The sequence below is a fragment of the Nocardiopsis sp. NPDC049922 genome (assembly GCF_040660275.1).
Taxonomy (GTDB): Bacteria; Actinomycetota; Actinomycetes; order Streptosporangiales; family Streptosporangiaceae; genus Nocardiopsis.
In genome coordinates this window covers 198,494-221,785 of sequence record NZ_JBFAME010000008.1, presented here as the reverse complement: position 1 = coordinate 221,785, position 23,292 = coordinate 198,494, and the positions used below count along the sequence as shown (strand labels likewise).

Annotated in this window: 19 protein-coding genes; 7 read left to right on the top strand and 12 right to left on the bottom strand. The window is 72.9% G+C overall.

Annotation, left to right across the window (positions count from 1 at the left end):
* Positions 1 to 49: 49 nt before the first annotated feature.
* The 5 genes from AB0I72_RS17065 to AB0I72_RS17045 form a co-directional block, all read right to left on the bottom strand.
* Complete coding sequence (locus AB0I72_RS17065; protein ID WP_358569000.1) at positions 50 to 1,285, bottom strand: styrene monooxygenase/indole monooxygenase family protein; 1,236 nt, start codon at positions 1,283 to 1,285, stop codon at positions 50 to 52.
* Positions 1,286 to 1,606: 321 nt separating this feature from the next.
* On the bottom strand, positions 1,607 to 2,887 hold the full coding sequence (locus AB0I72_RS17060; RefSeq protein ID WP_358568997.1) for a sugar ABC transporter permease: 1,281 nt from the start codon (positions 2,885 to 2,887) through the stop codon (positions 1,607 to 1,609).
* Positions 2,884 to 3,684 carry an ATP-binding cassette domain-containing protein gene (locus AB0I72_RS17055; protein ID WP_358568994.1) on the bottom strand — a complete coding sequence of 267 codons (801 nt, stop codon included), beginning with the start codon at positions 3,682 to 3,684 and terminating at the stop codon, positions 2,884 to 2,886. Before AB0I72_RS17055 ends, AB0I72_RS17060 begins: the two co-directional genes overlap by 4 nt.
* Before the next feature lie 86 nt (positions 3,685 to 3,770).
* Positions 3,771 to 4,916: a sugar ABC transporter substrate-binding protein gene (locus tag AB0I72_RS17050; RefSeq protein ID WP_358568991.1), complete on the bottom strand. Its 1,146-nt coding sequence runs from the start codon at positions 4,914 to 4,916 to the stop codon at positions 3,771 to 3,773.
* Positions 4,917 to 5,233: 317 nt separating this feature from the next.
* Entirely contained in the window at positions 5,234 to 6,409 is a 1,176-nt protein-coding gene (locus tag AB0I72_RS17045) for an ROK family transcriptional regulator (protein WP_358568988.1), read from the bottom strand.
* 158 nt (positions 6,410 to 6,567) lie between these two features.
* Between AB0I72_RS17045 and AB0I72_RS17040 the strand changes: the two genes are divergently transcribed.
* Positions 6,568 to 7,143 carry a phosphoribulokinase gene (locus AB0I72_RS17040; protein WP_358569250.1) on the top strand — a complete coding sequence of 192 codons (576 nt, stop codon included), beginning with the start codon at positions 6,568 to 6,570 and terminating at the stop codon, positions 7,141 to 7,143.
* 20 nt (positions 7,144 to 7,163) lie between these two features.
* Here AB0I72_RS17040 and AB0I72_RS17035 read toward each other — a convergent pair whose 3' ends face one another.
* Complete coding sequence (locus AB0I72_RS17035; RefSeq protein ID WP_358568985.1) at positions 7,164 to 8,036, bottom strand: alpha/beta fold hydrolase; 873 nt, start codon at positions 8,034 to 8,036, stop codon at positions 7,164 to 7,166.
* Between the two features lie 137 nt (positions 8,037 to 8,173).
* Here AB0I72_RS17035 and AB0I72_RS17030 point away from each other — a divergent pair, with 137 nt between their 5' ends.
* Positions 8,174 to 8,848 (top strand): TetR/AcrR family transcriptional regulator, encoded by a 675-nt coding sequence (locus tag AB0I72_RS17030; RefSeq protein WP_358568982.1) that lies wholly within the window; start codon positions 8,174 to 8,176, stop codon positions 8,846 to 8,848.
* Positions 8,849 to 8,864: 16 nt separating this feature from the next.
* On the opposite strand, the gene AB0I72_RS17025 is transcribed toward AB0I72_RS17030, so the two are convergent.
* From AB0I72_RS17025 to AB0I72_RS17010, 4 genes are all read right to left on the bottom strand, one after another.
* Complete coding sequence (locus AB0I72_RS17025; RefSeq protein ID WP_358568979.1) at positions 8,865 to 9,545, bottom strand: ion channel; 681 nt, start codon at positions 9,543 to 9,545, stop codon at positions 8,865 to 8,867.
* Positions 9,546 to 9,674: 129 nt separating this feature from the next.
* Complete coding sequence (locus AB0I72_RS17020) at positions 9,675 to 11,921, bottom strand: serine/threonine-protein kinase (protein WP_358568976.1); 2,247 nt, start codon at positions 11,919 to 11,921, stop codon at positions 9,675 to 9,677.
* Between the two features lie 249 nt (positions 11,922 to 12,170).
* On the bottom strand, positions 12,171 to 14,885 hold the full coding sequence (acnA, locus tag AB0I72_RS17015) for an aconitate hydratase AcnA (protein WP_358568973.1): 2,715 nt from the start codon (positions 14,883 to 14,885) through the stop codon (positions 12,171 to 12,173).
* Positions 14,886 to 15,276: 391 nt separating this feature from the next.
* Entirely contained in the window at positions 15,277 to 16,212 is a 936-nt protein-coding gene (locus AB0I72_RS17010) for an LLM class F420-dependent oxidoreductase (protein WP_358568970.1), read from the bottom strand.
* A gap of 125 nt (positions 16,213 to 16,337) precedes the next feature.
* On the opposite strand from AB0I72_RS17010, the gene AB0I72_RS17005 reads away from it, so the two are divergent.
* The 5 genes from AB0I72_RS17005 (at position 16,338) to AB0I72_RS16985 (ending at position 21,241) form a co-directional block, all read left to right on the top strand.
* Positions 16,338 to 16,925, top strand: a complete 588-nt coding sequence (locus AB0I72_RS17005; protein ID WP_358568967.1) for an RNA polymerase sigma factor — start codon at positions 16,338 to 16,340, stop codon at positions 16,923 to 16,925.
* Entirely contained in the window at positions 16,922 to 17,728 is an 807-nt protein-coding gene (locus tag AB0I72_RS17000) for a zf-HC2 domain-containing protein (RefSeq protein ID WP_358568964.1), read from the top strand. The genes AB0I72_RS17005 and AB0I72_RS17000 overlap by 4 nt, the downstream gene beginning before the upstream one ends.
* Positions 17,725 to 18,606, top strand: coding sequence for an ATP-binding cassette domain-containing protein (locus AB0I72_RS16995; protein ID WP_358568961.1), 882 nt, complete (start codon positions 17,725 to 17,727; stop codon positions 18,604 to 18,606). The genes AB0I72_RS17000 and AB0I72_RS16995 overlap by 4 nt, the downstream gene beginning before the upstream one ends.
* Positions 18,603 to 20,114 carry a hypothetical protein gene (locus tag AB0I72_RS16990; RefSeq protein WP_358568958.1) on the top strand — a complete coding sequence of 504 codons (1,512 nt, stop codon included), beginning with the start codon at positions 18,603 to 18,605 and terminating at the stop codon, positions 20,112 to 20,114. Before AB0I72_RS16995 ends, AB0I72_RS16990 begins: the two co-directional genes overlap by 4 nt.
* 218 nt (positions 20,115 to 20,332) lie before the next feature.
* Positions 20,333 to 21,241: an EamA family transporter gene (locus tag AB0I72_RS16985; RefSeq protein WP_358568955.1), complete on the top strand. Its 909-nt coding sequence runs from the start codon at positions 20,333 to 20,335 to the stop codon at positions 21,239 to 21,241.
* Between the two features lie 58 nt (positions 21,242 to 21,299).
* On the opposite strand, the gene AB0I72_RS16980 is transcribed toward AB0I72_RS16985, so the two are convergent.
* Together AB0I72_RS16980 and AB0I72_RS16975 are read right to left on the bottom strand one after the other, a co-directional pair.
* The gene (locus AB0I72_RS16980; RefSeq protein ID WP_358568952.1) at positions 21,300 to 21,710 is read right to left on the bottom strand and encodes a hypothetical protein; all 411 of its coding nucleotides are present in this window, start codon (positions 21,708 to 21,710) and stop codon (positions 21,300 to 21,302) included.
* A gap of 180 nt (positions 21,711 to 21,890) precedes the next feature.
* Positions 21,891 to 23,162 (bottom strand): class I SAM-dependent RNA methyltransferase, encoded by a 1,272-nt coding sequence (locus AB0I72_RS16975; protein WP_358568949.1) that lies wholly within the window; start codon positions 23,160 to 23,162, stop codon positions 21,891 to 21,893.
* Between the last annotated feature and the right edge of the window lie 130 nt (positions 23,163 to 23,292).

Sequence of the window (23,292 nt, the reverse complement as noted above, 5' to 3'; positions counted from 1 at the left end):
CGCTACATGTCGACCCACCCGGTCGGGATTGGGAGGTGGGTTCATGGGATCACCAGGCGTGGACGTGCCTCCGCACCTCGTCGGTGTATTCCATGGCCCTCTCGGGGTGCAGGAACCAGTCGATGAGGCCGCTCGGGTCGCTGAAGGAGTCGGCGAACCGGTCGGCGGTCGGCTGGTGCTCGGCGGCCAGCCGGAACAGCTCCCACACGTGCCGGGGGCCGGAGAGCATGACGCCGCTCCACGCGGTCACGTGGCGGGCCTGGCGCCAGTACGAGGCGAAGGCCCCGCGCATGAACGCCTCGTCGAACGGCCGCGTTCCGTGGTCGACGATCGCGCGGCGGTAGACGTCGGCGCACAGGGAGGCCATGTTCGCCCCCTGCGCGGTGACGGGGTCGTTGGTGACCACGGTGTCGGCCATGCCCAGCACCGCGGTGCCGTGCGGCAGGCGGGCGACGGGCTCACGGACGACCGGGGCGTAGGCGCCGCGCAGCGCGGCCCCGGGGTCGGCGGGCCTGGCCCGGGCGAAGCGCTCGTGCTCCCAGGGCGCGTGCTCGCGCAGGAGGTCCGACAGCCCGTCGAACACCTCCTCGGCCGAGGCGTCGGGGGCCGCGGGGCGGTCCATCGGACCTCCCGGCACGGCCTCGACCATCACCGCGTGGCAGGACCCGGCCAGGGAGTAGGTGGGCAGGCTGATCACCTCCCCGACCCCGGGCAGGGCGGTGCGGCTGAGGATCGCGCCCTCGGGGTGGGGCTCCGCACCGGTGACGTAGGCGACCGTCAGGGTGCGCTGGGGAACGTCGGAGGACACCCGTGCGGTGTCCCTGGGGAAGATCCGGGCCGTCTCGCCCCGTCCCGCGGCGACGACGGTCAGGTCGTGGTCGCGGGCGAGGTCCTCCAGTTCCGCGACCGTGACGCGGCGGCGGAGGAACCGGCCGCCGTCGCGCACGAACCGCTCCAGCCACGCGGAGAGGGTGAGCCGCTGGTCGACGGACTGCGCGGGCTCGTCCAACCGGCCGACCCAGGACACGTCGGGGTCCGCCGTTCCCGCGACCCTGACCCCGACCCCCTCGATGAGCGGCGCGCGGTCGTGCCAGAGGGACAGCCCGTGGCGCCGCTCGCGGCGCAGGGCGGGCCCGAAGAGGCACTGGGTGGACAGCACCGGTCCCCCGCGCAGTTCCTCCGGGCCGCGCGGGCTGACCAGCGTGACGTCGTAGCCCTCGGCGCGTAGGCCGATGCCGAGCTGGAGGCCCGACGGGCCCGCGCCGATGACGAGGATCCTTCGCATGCTCTTCCCTCCTGGGGTGCGCCCCGGAACCCGGCCCGCGTGCCGGGGCCGACGTGGTCCGGGCACGACTGAGGGGCCGACGTGCGGGCGGCCCGCCCGGCGCCGAGGCGGTCGGTCGCGACGAACGTAACAGCGGCTCCGCGCGAGCCCCCTCCGGGTCCGGGTTCCGTCCACCGCGCCGGTCCTCGCGTGCGCGCACGCGAGGACCCCGGTCCGGCGGGAGGTCCGGACCGGGGTCGGGGCGGCCGGGAGTGGAGGAGCCGCCCTGCGGAGGGAGAACGGGTCGGGCGCTCGACGGCGCCGGCGCGCCCGACCCGCCTCCTAGGCGCCGCCCCGGGCGTGGGTCTTGCGACCGCGCCGGGAGACCGCGTCCAGGATGACCGCGATCAGCAGGACCGCCGCGGTGATCATGAACCGGACCGAGGTGTCCATCTGGAGCAGGAGCAGACCGGAGGTGATCGCGCCCAGGACCAGGCCGCCCAGGAGGGCGGAGTAGGCGTTGCCGCGACCGCCGAAGAGGCTGGTCCCGCCGATGACCGCCGCGGCGATGGCCATCATCAGCTCGGCCCCGCCGCCGGTGGACACGCTCGCCGCGAAGTTGCGCGAGACCAGCATGATCCCGCCGAGCGCGGCCAGCGTGGACGCGATGCCGAACACCGACACGCGGATGAGGTCCACGTTGATGCCCGCGCGCCGGGCCGCCTCGGCGTTGCCGCCCACCGCGTAGACCATGCGCCCGTAGCGGGTCTTGCGCAGGACCAGGTCCAGCAGGACGACGAACCCGACGAAGATGAGGAAGGCCAGCGGGACCCCGTTGTACTGGTTGAGCATCCACACGCCGCCGACCAGCGGGACCGCCAGCAGCGCGGTCCGCGCCAGGACCTCGACCGGCGCGCGGTGCGGCAGGCCGGACAGGCGCCTGCGGTGCTCGGCGGTCAGGACGGACACCAGGTACAGGGCCAGGGTCGCGGCCACGAGGGCCCAGCCCAGGACCGGGACGAAGTAGGTCTGGGTCAGGAGGGCGATGGGACCGCTGGAGCTGGTGTTGATGGTGCCGTCGCTGCCCATGAGGTACAGGTGCGTGCCCTGCCAGCCCAGAAGACCCGCCAGGGTGACGACGAAGGCGGGTACGCCCACCTTGGCGAAGATCACTCCGTGCAGGAGCCCGATGAGGAGCCCGACGCCGAGGGCGGCCAGGATCGCCAGCCACTCGTTGACCCCGTGCCGTACGGCGAGCACCGCGAGCACGGCGGCGGACAGACCGGCGACCGAGCCGATGGACAGGTCGATCTCGCCGAGCAGCAGCACCATGATCACGCCGGTGGTCATGAGGCCGATCGCGGCGATCTGCACGGTCAGGTTGGACAGGTTCTGCGGCGAGAGGAACCGGTCGTTGAGCGACTGGAAGACGACGGCGATGAGGATGAGCCCGACGATGACCGGGACCGGCCCGAGCTCGCCGCCGCGCATGTTGCGTCGGAGGGCCTGGAGCCAGCCGCGCGGGGAGGCCGCGGTGACGAGCAGTCGGGGGTCGCGCGCGGCCTCGGTGGGCGCCGCTTCCGTGGCGGTGTCCTCGTGGGTGAGGTGTGTCTGCTGGGTCATCGGTGGTCCTTCGTGGCCACGGCGGAGGCGCCAGTGCGTTCGGAGCGGCGGGTGACCGGGTTGTCGGTGGCGCCGGTGATGGCGGCCACGATCTCCTCGTAGCTGGTCTCCGCGATGGGGAAGTCCCCGGCGTTGCGGCCCAGTCGCAGCACGACGGCGCGGTCGGCGACCGCGCGGACGTCGGCCATGTTGTGGCTGATCAGCACCACGCCCAGGCCCTGGTCGCGCAGCCGCTCGATGAGGTCGAGCACCTGCGCGGTCTGGGCGACGCCCAGCGCGGCGGTCGGCTCGTCCAGCATGACGACGCGGGGCTGGCCCAGCAGGGAGCGGGCGATGGCGATGATCTGCCGCTGGCCTCCGGACAGGGCGGAGACGGGGATGCGCAGGTCGGGGATGCTCACCGAGAGGGAGTCCAGGAGCTCCCGGGCCCGGCTCTCCATGGCCACCTCGTCGAGGGTGCCCGGGAAGTGCAGCTGTTCGTTGCCGAGGAACAGGTTGGCGACGATGTCCAGGTTGTCGCACAGGGCGAGGTCCTGGTAGATGGTCGCGATGCCGAGCCGCTGGGCGTCGGAGGGCGAACCGATGCTGACCGGCTGCCCGTCCCACGCGATGGTCCCGCCGTTGTCGGCGGGGTGGGCCCCGGCGATCACCTTGACCAGGGTGGACTTGCCCGCTCCGTTGTCACCGAGCAGGGCGACGACCTCTCCGGCCGCGACGTGGAAGTCGACCTCGCTGAGGGCCCGGACGGCCCCGAAGGTCTTGGAGATCCCGGACAGTTCCAGGACGGGGTTGCTCATGGTGCTGGTGTCTCTTTCCTCGTCCCGGTGGCGGGGCGGGCCGGTCGGCCCCGGCCCGCCCGCCGTCGGGACGTCGCGCCGTGGACCTACAGGGCTTCCTGGCAGAACTCGGTGTCGGCGTAGTCGTCGGTGCAGATCTCCTCGATCGAGTAGAAACCGTCGGAGACGACCGTGTCGCCGATGTTCTCCTCGGTCACCGCGATCGGGTCGAGCAGGACGGACGGGACGGGCTCGCCGTCGGCGTCCTCGACGTCGGTGAGGGTGTACTCGCCCGCGTCGAGGTCCTGGCCGGTGGCCAGGGCGACCGCCATGGCGGCGGCGATCTCGGCCTCGGGGCGGATCGCCTTGTAGACGGTCATGTACTGCTCACCGGCGATGATCCGCTGGATGCCGTGCAGCTCGGCGTCCTGGCCGGTGACGGGGGGCAGGTCCTCGGTGTCGACGCCCGCGCTGCGCAGGGCGGAGATGATGCCCGAGGCCATGCCGTCGTTGGCGGAGTAGACGCCGATGATCTCGTCCACGCCCAGGGAGGTGATGGCGCCCTCCATCTGGCTGTTGGCCTGGTCGGGCGACCAGTCCGGGGTGTCGAACTCCTGGCCGATCTCGATCTGGTCGTCGAGGATCTCGTGGGCGCCCGCCTTGAAGTCGGCGGCGTTCGGGTCGGTGGGCGAGCCGTTGATCATGACGATCTGGCCGTCGCCCGCGGTGCCCTCCTGCTCGATCGCCTCCAGGAGCGCCTGCCCCTGGACCTGGCCGACGCGGACGTTGTCGAAGGACACGTACATGTCCACGCCGCCCTGGGCGAGGCGGTCGTAGGCGACGACGGGCACACCCTGGGACTGGGCCTCGTTCACGGTTCCGGCGGCCGCCTGGGAGTCGACCGCGCCGAGCACGAGCACGTCGACCCCGTCGGTCAGCATGGCCTGGGCCTGCGTCTGCTGCTCGTCCACGTCCTGGTCGGCGTTGGCGTAGGAGAGCTCGCAGTTGGGGCACAGCTCCGCGAGGGCCTCCTCGAAGTAGGGCCGGTCGAAGGCCTCGTAGCGGGCGGTCTGGAGTTCGGGCAGGAGGAGGCCGACGTGGAAGCCCTCCTCCAGGCTGTGCGTCTCCCGCTCGGCCTCGCCACCGGTGGTGGTGAGGGAGCCGCAGCCGGAGACGAGGAGGGCGAAGGCCGCGGTGGCGGCGGGGAGGGCCAGGGTGGCCGCTCGTCGGGTGAAGGTGCGTCGTGTGCTCAACGCGGGGTGCCTCTCTGGACGGGGGATCGGTGTGGGAACTCGCGAGTGATGGTGTGAAGTAGAACCCCACCGACGCCTTGTCGTCAACTCATGAACACATAACTGAAACATTACGAGTGATGTGTTCACCGGTTGAAGACAGTAAAAGTCCAGGTCAGAGCGGCGAACAGCACCTGTGACATCGTGTGAAGGATATGCGGACCGACCCGCGTTCAACCCGCGTCACCCACTCTGACCTCGGGGTACACGGGAGGCACGGCAGTGTCCACGGTACGCGTGAAGGCAACCGGAGGGCGGCGGGGAGGATGACGACGGGGTCAGCGCGCGACGCGCGACGCCGTCCACAACGCCCCGTACAGGGACGCGTCCCGGCCGAGCGAGCCGGACACGAGGGTCAGATCCCGCAGGGCGCCGCTCAGGGAACCGAGCTCCATCGCCCGCCGCATCGGCTCCAGCAGCAGGTCGCCGGCCTCGGCCAGACCGCCGCCGAGGGTGACCCGCTCCGGGTTGAACAGGTTGGCGACGATGGCCATCCCCTGCCCCAACGCCGTGCCCGCCTCGGCGATGATGCGTCGGCAGCCCGGGTCGCCCGTGCGGGCGGCCGCGACGACGTCGGTCACCCGGGGGCCGCCCGGACCACGGGCCACCTCCGAGTTCCGCGGCAGCATGGCCAGCAGGTAGCGCGCGCCCACGAACGTCTCCAGGCAGCCGCGGTTGCCGCACCGGCACACCTGGCCGCGCGGGTCGAGCGCGATGTGCCCGATCTCGCCCGCGGTGCCGCCCGCGCCCCGGAACAGCTCGCCGGACAGGACGATCCCGGCGCCCACGCCCTCCCCGATCACGAGGTGGATGAGGTGCTCGGCGCCCTCTCCCGCGCCGCGCCGCCCCTCGGCCAGCGCGGCGAGGTTGGCGTCGTTCTCCGCCGCCACGGGGACGCCGAGCCGTTCGGCCAGGGCTTCGGCGGGGCGGAAACCCGCCCACCGGGGCACGCACGAGATGGCGCCGACCTCGCCGGTGCCCGGATCGAGGGGACCGGGGATCGAGGCGACCGCCGAGGACACCGTGCGCAGGTCGATCCGCGCGCGCTGGAGGGTGGTCTCGGCCAGCCAGGCGGCCCGGCGCACGCTCCGCGCGGGGTCGGCGGCGACGTCGTAACCGATCTCCTCGCGTGCCAGGAGGTTGCCGTCGCTGTCCCCGACGCCGACCGCGACGTGGTCCGCGCCGAAGTCGACGGCCAGGACCGTGCCCGGCGGGCGCAGGAGGGTGACCGCCCGCGCCCGGCGGCCGTTGGAGGCGGTGTCGCGGACCGAGACCGTGCCCGCCGCGCGCAGGCCGCGCACGATGTTGGACACGCTCGCGGCGGACAGGCCGGTGGCGCGGGCCAGTTCGGCCTGGGTGCGCGTGCCGTCCCGGCGCAGCACGTCCACCACGCGGCGCTCGTTGGCCTGACGCAGGGCGGACTGGGACCCGGGCGTCACGGTGGCGTCGGTCACCCGGTTCCCCCTCGTGATCGGTGAATGCGACAGCGCCGTGCGCTGCTGTGAGGCATGCTACAAGGATTGAACGCAAGCGAGAACACGGCCCCACGGCTACCCTCCTGGATGTGCCAGTGGAGAGTGTCCGAACCAGCGACGACGGGTGGGAGAACCGCCTGGTCTCGGCCGTGCTGTCCCGCGCCCCGGAGCGGCGGCCGCGCGTGGTCGCGGTCGAGGGCCGGTCGGGATCGGGCAAGAGCACCGTCGCCGCGCGGCTGGCCGCCGCCCTGGACCGGGTGGGCGAGCCCTCGGCCGTGCTGACCATGGAGGACCTCTACCCGGGGTGGGAGGGGCTGTCGCTCGCCCACCGGTTCCTGAGGGAGTGGGTCCTGGAGCCGATCGCGCGCGGCGGACGCGTGGCCTGGCGGCGCTACGACTGGGAGCTCGGCCGCTTCGGGGAGGGATGGACGCCGCTGCCCCCTCCCCTGGCGGACGGCGTCGGCACACTCGTCGTCGAGGGGTGCGGCTGCGGGGCCGCCCCGGCCCGCCCCCACCTGGACGTCCTGGTGTGGGTGGCCGCGACCGACGCCGAACGGGCCGGTCGACTGGACCGACGCGGGGACGCGGCGCTGTACGCCCCCTACCGGGCCCTGTGGGCGCGGCAGGAGGAGGAGTTCCACGCCGAGCACCGTCCCCGGGAGCACGCGGACCTGGTCGTGGACAACTCGGCGGCGGGTGGGCCCGAGGGCTGAGGGGTGCTCGGCGCGGAGGTTCAGTCGCCGCTGACGCGCGTGGGGAGGTCCGCGCCCCGGACGAAGTCGGTCACGCGGTCGACCTGCTCGGGGTCCTTCAGGATGCGGTTGTGGCCCAGGCCGGTGGTGGTGACCAACCGCGACCGGTCGCCGAACGCCGCGTGCGCCCGTCGGGAGTGCTCCACCGGGACGACGGGGTCGTCCTCGTCGTGCAGCAGGAGCACCGGGTGGGTGAGCACGTCCGCCCCGTACATGGTGGAGAAGCGCGCCCACGCCGTGGTGTCCCCGCCGAAGTAGTGTCCCTCGATCGACGCGCGCAGCGCCCGTGACGTCCGCGGCCGCAGGCGGAGGGCGGCCTCGAAGCCGCCGGTCACGAACGCGAAGTCCGCCATGCCCGAGACCAGGACGACACGGTCGGCCGCCAGTCCCTCGCACAGGGCGTGGACGGCGAACGGCGCCCCCAGTGAGTGGGCGACGACCGCGCGGAACCGACCGTGGCGCGCCTGGAGCAGCTCCATGATCCTCCGGGCGTCGAGGATCGTGCCCACGGGACCGCCCGTGGCTCCGTGGCCCGGGGCGTCCCAGGCGACGGGGCTGTATCCGAGGTCGAGGAGTCGCCGCGCGATCGGGGCGAGTTGGGCGGCGCGCGAACCCCATCCGTGGACGAGCAGGACGGGGTGTTCGCCGTCGCCCCAGGCGTAGGCGGCGACATCCCAGCCGTCCACGGCGAGCCGTGCCGTGCGCGCGCTCCCGTGCAGGTCGAGCGCGCCCGGGGAGACCGGACGGGGCCGCGGCGGTCGGGCCCACGCCCTGCGGGCCAGGGCCCCGGCGAGGCGGGGAGCGGGAAGGGCGACCGCGTTGAGGGCGGCGCCGAGGAGAGGGGCGGTGTCCACGGTGGGCTCCTGGTGGTGGAAAAAACAGTACGAACGGTCGTATTATTTGTTTGCCATCATCGTTCCGTCAAGTGGTGGGTATCCTGTCCAGAACACCGACCGACCGTTCACTCCCGACGTCCGTGGAGGCGCCGAGCATGACCACCAGCACCGACGGCCGGATCCTGCGGGGCGAGCAGACGCGCCGGACGGTGCTCAGGCGCGCGGTGGACATCGCGTCGGAGGAGGGGCTGGAGAGCCTGTCCCTGGGTCGGCTGGCCAAGGAGCTCCAGATCAGCAAGAGCGGGGTGTTCGCGCACTTCGGCTCCAAGGAGGAGCTCCAGCTCGCCGCCGTCCGGGCGGCCAGCAGGATCTACCACGACCACGTGGTGCGCGAGGCCATGGAGGTGCCCCCCGGCGTGGGCCGCCTGTGGCGGCTGTGCGCGAACAAACTCGCCTACTCGCGCGAGCGCGTCTTCTCCGGGGGCTGCTTCTTCTACACCGTGACCGCCGAGTTCGAGTCCCGGCCGGGCCGGGTGCGCGAAGCCCTGGTCCGGGCGCAGCACGCGTGGCGCGACCTCATCGTGCGTACCGCGGAGGACGCCCGCCAACTCGGTGAGCTCTCGCAGGACACCGACACCGCGCTCCTCGCCTTCGAGGTGCACGCGTTCGTGGACACGGCCAACGCCCTGTCCCTGCTGGAGGACGACCTGACCACGCCCTACGTCACGGCCCGCGGAGCCCTCGCCGCCCGGCTCGACGCGCTGGCGACCCCCTCCGCCCCGCGACCGTGGGCCGACGAACCGGACGACGCGGTCACGCGCCCGGACTGACGCCGCCGGCCCGCGCTCAGCCCGACGCGCCGCCGTCCCCGTGCCTCCGCGAGGCGACCCCGACGTACACGCCGACGAGGCGGGCGATCACGGTGGCGAGGAAGAGGGTTCCGATCACGGCCTCGAAGGCGGCCATGGAGCGCATCCACGGTTCGACGGCGACGATGTCCCCGTACCCCAGCGTGGCGAGGGTGACGTACGAGAAGTACACGAAGCGCTGCCAGGTCATCGCCTCACCGGGGTACGCGCTGTCGACGAAGCTGCCGGGGAGGAGGATCTCGACCGCGCTGAACCAGGCCGCGAACACGCCCCCGATGAGGAGGTAGACGCTGATCGCGGCCACGATCACGTCCAGGCTGTGCGCCGCGCTACGCCAGTAGACGAACTTGAGCAGTGAGTAGACGACGCCGACCTGGAAGGCGGAGAGCGTGGCGAACAGGCCGAGCAGCGCCACCCTGTACTGGGGGTCGACGGCGACCCACAGGGCGAAGAACGCGAGCACCACGCCGATGACCAGGACCGGCAGCACCCGGTCGCGCTCGTCGTGGACGACGCGCAGCCCGAAGACGATCATCCCCGCGTAGAGCAGCATGTACAGCGCGGTCCAGCCCGGCCCGTGCAGCGTCAGCGGGTACCCGAACTGGAGCAACACCACGAACAGCAGGAACAGGCCGAGGTTCGGACTGCGGTCGCCCACGGTCGCCTCCCCCGCCGTGCCTGCCTGCGCGGCTGGCCCCGTCGCCGCACCACGATGATGCGGCAACGGGGCCGGTCACGTCAGTGCGACACCCCGGGCCGCCCGTGGGGGGTGCGTCGGCCACAGGCCTCAGGCGCCGCAGATCTCCCGCGCCCTGCGCAGGTCGCCCCGGATGCGTTCGACCCCGGCGGTCAGCTGCGGCAGCTGGGAGTTGGACTGCTGGAGTTCCCAGACCCGACGCGACCGGTGCGGAGGTCCGCCACACGTCACCCGCAGCACGCTGCCGGAGACCACCGCGCCGATCAGGCCGAGGAGACCGATCCAGATCATGAGGTTGATGACGAAGACCGGGATGATGAAGTCGGTGGTGATCCCGCTCTCGACGAAGGCGATCCCGAGCCCGACCGGAAAGCCGAAGGCGGCGTACCGGCAGTACCGCATGGTGTTGGACAGGCGTAGCTGGAGCCTGACCCGGTCGGCCAACGCGTCGTGCTTCGCTCGTGCGTCGTGGAAACGCCCCTCCCAGTCACGCTGCTGGTGGGCCAGGGCCCGCATCGTGGCCATCGATCCGTAGACGACGGCCGCGCACCCCGCGTTGACGGGCAGCGGGCTGGCCTCGACACGGCTCCACAGGATGTCGACCCAGTCGGACAACTCCTGGTCGCCGCCGGTGTCGGGCCGCACCATCCGCTCCGGGTGGAGCAGGAAGCTGAGGATGAGCGCCGGGTTGGCCTCGGCGCGGGCCGACCGCCACCCGGCCAGCTGGTCGACGAGCTGGCGGTGGAAGTCGATCCCGGCGCGTTCGGCCTCCTCCAGGTGGTCGGCGAGCTGGCGGAGACGGCCGGGCTCGGGGCCGTGGTGGGCGTCCATGACGCGCAGGACGTCCGGGCGGGCGAGCAGCGCCATCTCATTGGCCAGCGGCGCGCCGGTGAACAGCGGCCGGGGGTCGTTGAACAGGTCGCCCAGTTCCGCCGGGGTGACGCCGCGGCCGCGGAAGACCGGGGGCAGCTCGGGGCACAGTTGGGCGATGAACGAGGCGATGGCCAGGTTGGCGTCGTTGATCTGGCGGCGGAACAGGGAGCGGTCGACCGAGACGTCGCCGAGGTCGTCGACGATCCAGGCGCCGAGGGCCGCGCGTTCCGGCGGGTCGCTGAAGACGCGGACGGCGGCGTTCCAGTTCTGCTGCATGGCCGTGGCCAGGGAACGGGTGTCGGTGAACCGGACGCCGACGAAGTGGTACGGGGGCACGCCGCCGTGGTGGGGCGCGCTCGGCTGGCGGGTGGCGCCGGTGTTCGGGCCGGTCGCGGGCGGCGGGGTGGTGGAGGCGAGCCGGGTGTAGGGGCGGGTCGGGTCGACCGGCACGGGCCGCTCGACGCGCGTGGGGTCGATCGGGACCGGCCGCTCGACGCGGGTGGGGTCCACCGGGGCCGCCGGGGCGCTCGCGTCGATCCGCGTCCGGTCCACGCCCACGCGGGTGGCGGCGTCGGCCACCGCCTCGGTCCTCGCCGACTCGGGGGCGGCGGGCGGCGCGGCGGGCTGGGAGCCGTCGCCGGGCGCCGACACGAGCTGGTTGAGCAGGGTCGCGGCGTCGGGTCGGCGTTCGGGGTCCTTGTCCAGACAGGCGCGGACGATGTCGCGTAGGACGCCGGTGAGGGCGCCGAGTTCGGGTTCGGCGCTGAGGATCCGGGCGATGCGGGAGGCCTGGGTGGGGCCGGGGAAGGCCTCGTGCCCCGTGGCGGCGTAGACCATCACCGAGCCCCACGCGAAGATGTCCACGGCGGAGGTGAGCCGGGCCCCCTCCAGTTGTTCGGGCGCCATGTACCCGATGGTTCCGATGACCCCGCTGGCGGTGACCGACGTGGACTCCACGGCCTTGGCGATGCCGAAGTCGATCACCCGCGGCCCGTCGGGGGCCAGCATGATGTTCTCCGGTTTCAGGTCCCGGTGCACCACCCCGGCCGCGTGGATGGCCGCCAGAGCCGTCGCCGTGGAGACCGCCAGGCGGTGCAGCTCCACGCCGGTGCGCGGGCCCGTGTCGGCGACCGCGTCGTGCAGGGTGGGCCCGTCGATGAACTCCGTGGCGATCCACGGTTCGGCGGCCTCGGGATCGGCGTCGAGGATCGCGGCGATGCAGAAGCCGCTCACCCGCCGCGCCTGCTCGACCTCGGCCGTGAAGCGGCGACGCATGTCGGCGTCCCCCGCCCAGCTGGCGTGCAGCACCTTCACGGCGGCGCGGGTGCCGTCCGGGGCCTCGCCCAGGAACACCTCTCCGAATCCGCCGCGCCCGAGCGAGCGCGCCAGTCGGAAGTCACCGACGACGCGTCCGGTGCGGCCGTGCTCCGCACCCGGTCCGTCCTGGATCTGGGGGTCGTTCACCTTCGGCCCGTTTCTTGGTTGATGGTCACGCGGTCCGCGTCGGACGGTGGTCGCCGCGCTGGATCCGCTCGACGAGGTCGTCGGCGAGCATACCGAGGACGTCCGTCCCGCGTGAGCCGGAGTGACCGTGATGACCGTCCCGCCGCGTCCTTCTCCACACGAAGGCGGGGGCCGCCACCGTCGGTCGGACGGTGGCGGCCCCCGTTGAACCGCGCGGCGCGCCGTGTGGGCGCGGGCGGAGCCGTGGGACTACTTCGCGATGAGCTGGCGCAGCACGTACTGCAGGATGCCGCCGTTGCGGTAGTAGTCGGCCTCACCCGGGGTGTCGATGCGCACCACGGCGTCGAACTCGACGCCGGTGTCGGTGCTGACCTTCACCGTGCCCGGGACGCGGCCCTCGTTGAGCTCGGTCACGCCGGTGATGGAGAAGGTCTCCTCGCCGGTCAGGCCGAGGGAGTCGGCGGAGTGGCCCTCCGGGAACTGGAGCGGCAGGACGCCCATGCCGATCAGGTTCGAGCGGTGGATGCGCTCGTAGGACTCGGTGATGACCGCGCGGACGCCCAGCAGGCGGGTGCCCTTGGCGGCCCAGTCGCGCGAGGAGCCGGAGCCGTACTCCTTGCCGCCCAGGACGACCAGCGGGATGTCCTGCGCCGCGTAGTTCTGCGCGGCGTCGTAGATGAACGAGACCGGCGCCTCGGGCTGGGTGAAGTCGCGGGTGTAGCCGCCCTCGGTGCCCGGCGCGATCTGGTTGCGCAGGCGGATGTTGGCGAACGTGCCCCGGATCATCACCTCGTGGTTGCCGCGGCGGGAACCGTAGGAGTTGAAGTCGCGGCGCTCGACGCCGTGGGACGTGAGGTACTCGGCCGCCGGGGTGCCCGGCTTGATCGCGCCGGCCGGGGAGATGTGGTCGGTGGTGACCGAGTCGCCCAGCTTGGCCAGGACGCGGGCTCCGGTGATGTCGGCGACCGGAGCCGGGGTGGTGGCCATGCCCTCGAAGTACGGGGGCTTGCGGACGTAGGTGGACTCGTCCTCCCACTCGAAGGTGTTGCCGGTCGGCGTGGGCAGCGAGCGCCAGCGCTCGTCACCGGCGAACACGTCCGAGTAGGCGCTCTCGTACATGTCCGAGGCGATCGCGGAGTCCATGACCTCCTGGATCTCCTCGGCGGAGGGCCAGATGTCGGCCAGGTAGACCGGCTCGCCGTCGTTGCCGACGCCCAGGGGCTCGGTGGTGATGTCCACGTCGAGGGACCCGGCCAGCGCGTAGGCGACCACCAGCGGCGGCGAGGCCAGGTAGTTCATCTTCACGTCCGGGTTGATCCGGCCCTCGAAGTTGCGGTTGCCGGACAGGACCGCGGTGACCGCGAGGTCGTTGTCCTGAACCGCCTTGGAGATCTCCTCCGGCAGCGGGCCGGAGTTGCCGATGCAGGTGGTGCAGCCGTAGCCGACCAGGTTGAAGCCCAGCTTGTCCAGGTACGGGGTCAGGCCGGAGCGCTCGTAGTAGTCGGTGACGACCTTGGAGCCCGGGGCCATGGAGGTCTTGACCCACGGCTTGCGGGACAGGCCCTTGTCCACCGCCTTCTTGGCCAGCAGGGCGGCGCCCAGCATGACCGAGGGGTTGGAGGTGTTGGTGCAGGAGGTGATCGCGGCGATGACGACGGCGCCGTGGTCGATCTCGGTCTCCGTGCCGTCGGCCATGGTGACCTTGACCGGACGGTGCGGGCGCCCGTTGGCGGTCGTGGCCGGGGCGTCGGAGGCCGGGAAGGACTCCTCGCCCGCCTCGTCGTCGGAGACGTAGTTGTGGACGTCGTGGCGCCAGGTCGGCTTGGCCTCCGACAGGGCGATGCGGTCCTGCGGGCGCTTGGGGCCGGCGATGGACGGGACGACCTCGGCCAGGTCGAGCTCCAGGTACTCGGAGAACTCGGGCTCGTTGGCCGGGTCGTGCCAGAAGCCGTTGGCCTTGGCGTAGGCCTCGGTCAGGGCGACCTGCTGCTCGGAGCGGCCGGTCAGGCGCATGTAGCGGATGGTCTCGTCGTCGATCGGGAAGATCGCGGCGGTGGAGCCGAACTCCGGGCTCATGTTGCCGATGGTGGCGCGGTTGGCCAGCGGCACCGAGGCGACGCCCTCGCCGTAGAACTCGACGAACTTGCCGACCACACCGTGCTCGCGGAGCATCTCGGTGATGGTGAGCACCAGGTCGGTGGCGGTGGTGCCGGGCTTGAGCTGACCGGAGAGCTTGAAGCCGACCACGCGCGGGATGAGCATGGAGATCGGCTGGCCGAGCATGGCGGCCTCGGCCTCGATGCCGCCGACGCCCCAGCCCAGGATGCCCAGGCCGTTCTGCATGGTGGTGTGCGAGTCGGTGCCGACGCAGGTGTCGGGGTAGGCCTGGCCGCCCCGGCTCATGGTGACGCGCGCCAGGTGCTCGATGTTGGCCTGGTGCACGATGCCGGTGCCGGGCGGGACGACCTTGAACTCGTCGAAGGCGGTCTGGCCCCAGCGCAGGAACTTGTAGCGCTCGTAGTTGCGCTCGTACTCGATCTCGACGTTGCGCTCGAAGGCGTCCGGGCGGCCGAAGAGGTCGACGACGACGGAGTGGTCGATGACCAGCTCGGCCGGGGCGAGCGGGTTGATCTTGTCCGGGTCGCCGCCGAGGTCGCGCACGGCCTCGCGCATGGTGGCGAGGTCGACGACGCACGGCACGCCGGTGAAGTCCTGCATGATCACCCGCGCGGGGGTGAACTGGATCTCCTGGCTGGGCCGGGCCTTGGCGTCCCACCCACCCAGCGCGCGGATGTGGTCGGCGGTGACGTTGGCACCGTCCTCGGTGCGCAGAAGGTTCTCCAGCAGGACCTTCAGGCTGTAGGGAAGTCGGTTGGCGCCCTGGACGGCGTCCAACCGGAAGATCTCGTACGACTCGTCGCCAACACGCAACGTGTCACGGGCGCCGAAGCTGTTCGCGGACACGGTGTCTGCCTCCTGATCTCGCCACTGATGTCCCCAGCATCCTGCCCGATCGGGCGGGCGCGGGGCCTGCTGAGGCCGCCCTCACCGGATTCCGGGGCCTCGGAGAGCCACGGGGCTGCCCTCCGCTGCCCCCGGCATCCATCCGATCCACGCTGACCCGCGACGACACCACTCGTCCGGACCAGGCGGTCGTTGACCGCGGGCGTCCACGATGTTCGGGGCCGGGCGCCGACAAGCGGTCACGTTCACACGCCCGTACCGGGTGCGGGTCGGGGGGAGTCCCGCTGTTATCTTGATGTCAAGGTATCCAACTTGTATCTCGATATCAAGTTATCGGGCGGCGGTCCGACCCCCGACGCCACCCCCCGACAACCGCCCGCGACCGCCGCGCTCAGCCGAGCTGCGGCACGACCTTGTCGGCCACCAGTTCCAGGTGGTCCAGGTCGGACATGTCCAGCACCTGGAGGTACACGCGCTCGGCGCCGATCCCGGCGAACGCCCCGAGCTGGTCCACCAGCTCGTCCGGGGTGCCCGCCAGGCCGTTGCGCCGCAGTTCGGAGACCTCGCGGCCGATCCGGTCGGCCCGCCGCGCGATCTCCGGCTCGTCGCGCCCCACGCACAGGACCTGCGCGGCCGAGTAGACCATGGGGGAGGTCCGCCCGCAGGCGCGCACCGCCGCCCGGGTGCGCTCGAAGGCCGCGGAGGTGTCCTCGACCGAGCCGAACGGCACGTTGTACTCGTCGGCGAACTTGGCCGCCAAGCGCGGCGTGCGTTTGGGGCCGGTCCCGCCGATGAGCACGGGAGGATGCGGCTCCTGCTGGGGCTTGGGCAGCGCGGGGCCCTCCGCCAGCCGGTAGTGCCTGCCCTCGTAGCGGAAGCTCTCCCCCGCCGGTGTGGACCACAGGCCGGTGATGATGTCCAGCTGCTCCTCGTAGCGGTCGAAGCGCTCACGGGCCGCGGCCGGGAAGGGGATGCCGTAGGCCGCGTGCTCCTCCTCGTACCAGCCCGCGCCGAACCCGAAGTCGACGCGGCCGCCGCTCATCCGGTCCACCTGGGCGACGGCGATCGCCAGCGGTCCGGGGTAGCGGAAGGTCGCGGCGGTCATCAGCGTGCCGAGCCGGATCCGGGACGTCTCGCGGGCCAGACCCGCCAGTGTGATCCAGGCGTCGGTCGGTCCGGGCAGGCCACTGACGTGGTCGCCCATGTGCAGGTAGTGGTCGGAGCGGTAGACGGCGTCGAAGCCCAGCTCCTCAGCCGCGCGGGCGACGGCGAGCTGGTCCTCGTAGGTGGCCCCCTGCTGGGGCTCAAGGAAGATCCTCAGGCGCATACGCCCCATTTTCTCCCACCGCGGAGGGCGTGCGGACCTCCGGCGCGCGGGTACCGTCGAAAAGGCCTGACCAGCGCCCGCCCCTCCGTGAACCGATCCCCGTCCCCGTCCCGATAGCCCGACACGTGAAGCTGTTCCGCCGCTCGCGCCGCCGCGCGCCCTCCTATGGTCCCGACAGTTCCGACCCGGAGCTGCTGGCCGCCGTCGCCGCCGGGGAGTCCGACGCCCTGGAAATCCTGCACCGCCGCCACGCTCCCTGGCTGCGGGCACGTCTGCGCTACCGGTGTTCGGACCCCGACCAACTCGACGCCGCCCTCCAGGAGACCTTCCTGGCCGTGTGGCGCAACGCCGGGTCCTACACCCCGCGACCGGGCGACACCGACGCCGGGGCGTGGCTGTGGACCATCGCGATCCGCCAGCTCATCTCCCAGCTGCGCAAGCGCGCGAACCGCTGGATCGCGGACGTGGAACCCGAACCCTACGAGACCATCGGCGACGCCTCCGCGGAGGACATGGTCCTGCTCAACATCGAGCACGGCCCCCTGGGCGCCGCCCTGCACTCCCTCTCCCCGGAGCTGCGCGCGGCCATCCAGGCCACCGTGCTGGACGGACTCACCGTGCGGGAGGCCGCACAGATTCTCCAGATCCCCGAAGGAACCGTGAAGACACGGGTGATGCGCGCCAAGGCGCGCCTGCGGGAGGCACTGACATGAACTGGCACCTGACCCCTGCCCAGATAGGCGCGTACGCGTCCCACACCGTCGACGACGTCACGGCGATGTCCGTGGAGGCCCACCTGATGCACTGCGCACCCTGCCGAGGACTCCTGCCGGTGGACGAGGACTGGATCGAACGCAGTTGGGCGGATCTGCGCGACGTCGTCGACCGTCCCCGCCCGCACCCGGTCGAACGCCTGCTGCGCTCGCTCGGGCTACGCGACGGGACCGTGAAGCTGCTGGCCGCCACACCGCAGCTGTACCGGGCCTGGCTCATGTCCACGGTGCTCGTCCTGGTCTGCGCCCTGTTCGCCGCGCACGCGCTGCCGAGCGGATCACTCGTGTTCTCCTTCACCGCGCCGATCGTGCCCCTGGCCGGGGTGGCGCTCGCCTACGGCCGGGGCGTGGATCCGGCGCACACCCTGACCTCGATCACGCCGATGGCCGGACAGCGGCTCCTGTTCCTGCGCACGTGCGCGGTCCTGGTGCCCGCGGTGATCCTGTGCACCCTCGCCGCGCTGCTGATGCCCGTGCCCACCACGCCGTGGTCGGCGGTCTTCTGGCTGCTGCCCGCGTTGACGCTGGTCGCCGGTTCGCTCGTGCTGTCCCGGTGGGTCCACCTGAGCCTGGCCAGCGGTGCCGTGGGACTCCTGTGGCTGCTGTGCCTGGCGATGCTGTCCGGCGCCAAGCACCTCACCCCCCTGGCCATGGTCGCGCCGCACGCGCAGCCCTGGTGGGCCGTGGCCCTGGCCGCCCTGGTCGGCGCCCTCCTGATCCGTTCCCGGGTGAGGACCTCGTGACCGACCCGACCGTGCCCGCCGTCCACGCGCGCGGCCTGACCCGCAGCTACGGCAACCGGACCGCGCTCGACGGCCTCGACCTCGACCTGGGGCCGGGCGTGACCGGCCTGCTGGGCCGGAACGGGGCCGGGAAGACCACCCTGTTGCGGTGCCTGGCCACCGACCTGGACGCCGACCGGGGCGAACTGCGTCTCCTGGGACGCGACCCGCGACGCGCGACCGACCGCACCGAGATCCGGCGGAGTCTCGGCTACCTGCCGCAGAACCCCGAGTTCTACCCGCACTTCACCGCGTTCGGCCTGGTGGACTACGTGGCGTGCCTCAAGGAGCTGGGCGGGCGCCGGGCGCGCCACGACGAGGTGCGGCGCAGCCTGACCCGGGTGGGCCTGTACGACCGCCGCCACAGCCGGGTGCGCCGCCTGTCCGGAGGGATGCGCCAGCGGTTGGGGCTGGCCTGCGCGCTGCTGGGCGATCCCGCGCTCCTGCTCCTGGACGAGCCGACCATCGGTCTGGACCCCGAGCAGCGGATCCGGTTCCGCAGCCTGGTGTCCGAGCTGGCGACGTGGAGCACCGTCGTGCTCTCCACCCACCAGATCGAGGACGTGGCGGCCCTGTGCCGCCGTGTCGTATGCCTCGACCGGGGCCGCGTGGTGTTCGACGGGACGCCGGGCGAGCTGGTGGAGCGGGCCCAGGGCCGGGTGTGGGTGCAGCGGGAGCGTCCGCGCGCGGGGGTCACCACGTGGCGTCTGGCGGACGGCCGCTACCGCGTGCTCACCCCGGAGGGGACCGCCCCGGCCGACGACGCGCGCACCCCGGTGGAGCCCACCCTGGAGGACGCCTACCTCCTGCTCACCGGTGTGGAACGGGAGGCGGTGTGAGACGCGCCGCGGCGTTCGCACGGCTGACCGGCTTCAACGTCCTGAGACTCCTGGCCCAGCCCCTCCTGTACCTGGGAACGGCGGTCTCCGCGGTGCTGGTCTACGCCACCCAGGTCGGATACCCCCGGCCCACCGCGCTGGACGTGGCCAACACGACGGAGACCGCGGCACTCGCCGTCGCCACCACGATGTTCGCGGCGACCACCTTCCCCGCGGTGCGCGAGGCCCGCTACTCCGGCTCCGTCGTGGCGCCCCTCGGCCGCACCGGGCGGTTGCTCTCCCTCATGGTCGCCGCCGCTCTGGTCACGGTGGCGTGCCAGGCGACCGCGGCCGTGCTCTGCCACCTGGCCGCCGACGGCCCCCTGCCCGGGGCGGTCAGCCCGTACTCCCGGGCGGTCCCCTTCGCCCTGGCCCTGGCCGGGCCCGCCGCCTCGGTCGCGGCCGCGATGTGGACACGCTCCTACGCCCAGATCATCGTCCCCGTCGTGATCGTGCCCGGCTACCTCCTGTATCTCGACACGGCCCTGGCGACCACGAGCCCGGAGGTGGTCTATCGGGTACAGAGCCTGGCCGTCCTCAGCTTCGACCCCTTCTCCAACCGGTCGCCCAGCATCACCGTGCTCTCCGTGCTGTACCTGGTCTACGCCCTGCTGCTGGTCGGACTGTTCGTCTCGGTCGCGCTGACCGCCCGGCCCCGGCGGGGCGCGGCGCGCGGGATCGCCGCGGGGGCGTGCGCGGTCCTCGCCACGGGAGCCGTGGCCACGCCCGTGTACGCCAACGCGGTCTACGGGTGGGACCACGAGTTCCCCGACAGCGCCCTGCACGGCACCGCGAGCTGCGAGGTCAGGGAGGGGATCACCTACTGCCCGCTGCCGGGTTTCGAGAACCTGGTCGACGAGTGGCACGACGCGCTCGGCCCGCCCCTGGCGTTGCTGCCGGAGGGAGCCCGGGACCGCTCTCCGGTGGTCTGGCAGGACGGAGAGATGTTCACCCGGGACTTCGACGCGCCCGAGGGGCGCGGCGTCGTGGTGTACGACTTCGGACTGTTCGAGGACCCGTACTTCCAGGCCGAGCTCACCAGTGGGGCCGCCCGGGTGGTCCTCGGTCTGCCGGAGGCCTACACGGATCCGTGCTGGGCCACGGGGCAGGCACGGCTCCCCCTCATGGTCTGGCTGGCGACGGTCACCTGGGACGGCGCCGACGGACCCTGGCCGCCGGACATCAGCTACCAGCTGGCCACGTTCGGCCCCTCCAAGACGGACCTGGCGGTGGTGCGTGCACTGGAAGGACTGCCCGACGAACGCGTCGCGAAGGCCCTGGCCGACCACTGGGACGCGTTCTCCTCCGCGGAGGGTCGGACCGCGGACCTGGCCGAGCTGCTCGACGTCCCCGTACCCGCGGACGGGGACCGGGTGGCCGACGCGCAAGACTGGAACCGCCACGACCCGTGGTACTACTTCGAGCCCGAGGTCGACCTCCCCCCGGGGAACGCCGGCCCCTGCAACTGACCACGTCCCCGGGGCGCGGCGGAGCCCCCGCCACGGGCCCGGATAGGATGGCGCCCGTGAACACCCACTGGCACCGCGTTCTCCCACCTCCGTGCGCCTGAACGGGCGCACGAACCGGTCCTGATCCACACGGCGTCCCCCGCCCATGAGCCGGGACGCCTCTCCGTCGTGCGCCCGTCGCCGGTCCCCGAACCATCGACGACGGAGAGTCCACGACTGTGTCGAACCACACCACCCTGCCCACGCGGCGCCGCCTGGCCCGCGGCCCCCTGCCCGTCCTCGGCGCCGCCGTCCTGTGGGGAACCACGGGCACCGCGAGCTCCCTCGCCCCGGACGGCGCGCACGCGGCGGCCGTCGGGGCCGCGGGGCTGACCCTGGGCGGTCTGCTGCTGTTCCTGACCGGGCGCGGGTCGCTGACCCTCGTCCGCGCCGCCGACACCCGCACCCGGTGGGCGCTCGCCCTGGGCGCCCTCGCGGTCGCCGGGTACCCGCTGTCCTTCTACCCCGCGGTCGACCGGGCCGGGGTCGCGGTCGCGACCGTGATCACGCTGGGCAGCGCGCCCGTGTTCTCCGGGCTGCTGGTCTGGTGGGCCGAGCGGACGCGCCCCACCCGGCGGTGGTCGGTGGCCACTCTCGCCGCGGTGGTCGGCTGCGCGGTGCTCGTGTTCGGCTCGAAGGCGGGCGGCGCCAACGGTGACGCCGCGGGCGTGCTCCTGGCCCTGGCGGCCGGGGCGTCCTACGCGCTGTACGCGGTCATCGCCGGGTCGCTGATCCGGCGGGGCCACGCGTCCGGGGCCGTGATGGGCACGCTGTTCGCGGGCGGCGGCCTGCTGACGCTGCCGGTCCTGCTCTCGGCGGGCGCCGCGTGGCTGGCCACGACCAGCGGCGCGCTGGTCGCCCTGCACCTGGCGGTGCTCACCGTGTTCGTCGCCTACCGGCTGTTCGGGATGGGGCTCAGGCACACCCCGGCGTCGGTCGCCACCACGCTGACGCTGGCCGAGCCCGCGGTCGCCGCCCTCCTGGGGGTGCTGGTGGTCGGTGAGCGGCTGTCCGCGCTCTCCTGGGCGGGGATGGCCGTGCTGGCGCTCGGTCTGGCCGTGCTGCGCGCCCCCGAACGGCGACGCTAGGGCCGTCGGGGCCCGAGGGGCGCCTTCCCTCGGGCCCCGGACGTCCTGGTGTCGCGGTTCACGTGCCCCGTACGGGCTCCCACACGGGGATCCCGGCAGCGCGTGCGCTGGCGATCATGTCGCGGGTGCCCGCCCCGCCGGGGAACGCGATGCACCCGTCCGCGCCCAACCTGGCCATGTGCTTGTTGCGGATGGGTCCGGCCGCGCGCCCGTGCTCGGTCCACCGCGCGGGGTGGGGTTCGACGGTCCACCCGTAGGCGAAGGCGATGTGGTGGGCGAGCCGGTCCACCCCCGGGGGCTCGGGGCGACCGTCGCGCGTCGCCAGCTCGTAGGGCGTGCCGTCCTCCCGGACGGTCTTGCACGCCCCGTGGACGAGCACGTGGGGGCCGGTGGGGGCGTAGTGGGCGAGCGCACGCGCCACGGTGGCGGCGTCGGTGTAGTCGCGTCCCCCGGTCACGATGATGCGCACCGCTCACCGCCGCCGGTCGTCGCACCCGGCGTCGTCGCGGCGGGCGATCGCGATGCCGGGGTCGCGGGGGGACGCGGGTTCGTGCCCGGGGAGGAGGGTCATGAGGGGGCTCCTTGTGGTCGGTGCTGGTCCGATGGTGCCGTAGACCGGTGACGCATCAGCGACGCACGGGAGCGCGGGTCACTTCGATGTGCCCCGCTTGACCAGCACCGCGAGCATTTCCACGTGGTGGGTCATCGGGAACGCGTCGAAGGCTCGCAGGTCCGCCAGCGCGTATCCCTGGCCGTCGAAGGCGGCCAGGTCCCGGGCGAGCGTGGCCGGGTCGCACGACACGTAGGCGACCGCGCGCGGCCGGGTGCCCGCGAGCAGGCGCACGACCTCGGCGCCGCCACCGGCCCGCGGCGGGTCCAGGACGACCACGTCCGCGCGCACGTCCGCCCACTCGCGCATCTGGGCGGCCACGTCGCCCTGCTCGATCCGGGCCTGCTCCAGGTCCCGCAGGTTGTACCGGGCGTCGCGCACGGCCTCGGCGCCGCTCTCCACGCCCATCGCCCGCCCCTGCGGGCCGACGGCCTCGGCGAGCGGGCGGGTGAACAGCCCCGCGCCGCAGTACAGGTCCAGGGCGGTCTCCCCCGGCTTGGGCGCCAGGGCGTCCATGACCGCCTCGGTCAGGACCTCCCCCGCCGCCGGGTGCACCTGCCAGAAGCCGCCCGCGCTGACCCGGTACTCGTGTCCGGCCACGGTCTCCCGCACCCCGCGGCGCCCGCGCACCGACTGGACCCTGCCCCCCTTGAACCGCCGCAGGACGGCGCTGGAGGCCTTGAGCTCGGGCAGGGGGCCCAGCTTCGAGCCTGTCGGGGTCACGACGACGGCGCGGTCGGCGCAACTGGCGGAGGCCACCGCCTCCACGTCCCGGACGTCCTTCCAGACGGCGTCGGTCACCCCCAGTTCGGTCACGCCGGGGTGCGCGATCAGGCACTCGTCCACGGGCTCGATGTCGTGGGACCGGTGGCGGCGCAGCCCGGGGCGCCCGTCCCGGTCGACGGCGAAGCGCACGCGCGTGCGCCAGCCCAGGCCGTCGGGGTGCCCGGGCAGCTCCTCGACGACGACCTCGCGGTCGATCCCGGCGATGCGGTGCAGCTGGTCGGCGACGACCTTGGCCTTGATCCGGCGCTGCGCGTCGAGCGAGGCGTGCTGCCAGTCGCACCCGCCGCACTTTCCGGGCCCGGCGAACGGGCACGGGGCCTCGACCCGGTCCGGGGAGGCCGTGAGCACCTCGACGGCCTCGCCGCGCAGGAAGCGCGACGTCCGTTCGGTGATCCGCACCCGCACGCGCTCGCCGGGCAGAGCGTGACGGACGAAGACCACCTGGTCGTCGTGGCGTCCCACGCACCATCCGCCGTGCGCGACGTCGTCGACGGAGAGTTCGAGCTCGGTGCCCACACGGGTCATGGGGAAGTCCTTCGGAAGAGAGGCCGGGTACACCGGTGACCCTGCGCGCACAGCCACCAACCGCATCCAATCTAGCCGACCCGCGGGGCCTCCCGGACGGCCCGGACCTCGCGCGTCGGTTCCCGGGGCG

What these genes read in the sequence shown, in the direction of transcription:
- AB0I72_RS17065 (WP_358569000.1), bottom strand. Translation starts at nt 1,285, where the DNA reads ATGCGAAGGATCCTCGTCATCGGCGCGGGCCCGTCGGGCCTCCAGCTC.
- AB0I72_RS17060 (WP_358568997.1), bottom strand. Translation starts at nt 2,887, where the DNA reads ATGACCCAGCAGACACACCTCACCCACGAGGACACCGCCACGGAAGCG.
- AB0I72_RS17055 (WP_358568994.1), bottom strand. Translation starts at nt 3,684, where the DNA reads ATGAGCAACCCCGTCCTGGAACTGTCCGGGATCTCCAAGACCTTCGGG.
- AB0I72_RS17030 (WP_358568982.1), top strand. Translation starts at nt 8,174, where the DNA reads ATGACCACCAGCACCGACGGCCGGATCCTGCGGGGCGAGCAGACGCGC.
- AB0I72_RS17010 (WP_358568970.1), bottom strand. Translation starts at nt 16,212, where the DNA reads ATGCGCCTGAGGATCTTCCTTGAGCCCCAGCAGGGGGCCACCTACGAG.
- AB0I72_RS17000 (WP_358568964.1), top strand. Translation starts at nt 16,922, where the DNA reads ATGAACTGGCACCTGACCCCTGCCCAGATAGGCGCGTACGCGTCCCAC.
- AB0I72_RS16975 (WP_358568949.1), bottom strand. Translation starts at nt 23,162, where the DNA reads ATGACCCGTGTGGGCACCGAGCTCGAACTCTCCGTCGACGACGTCGCG.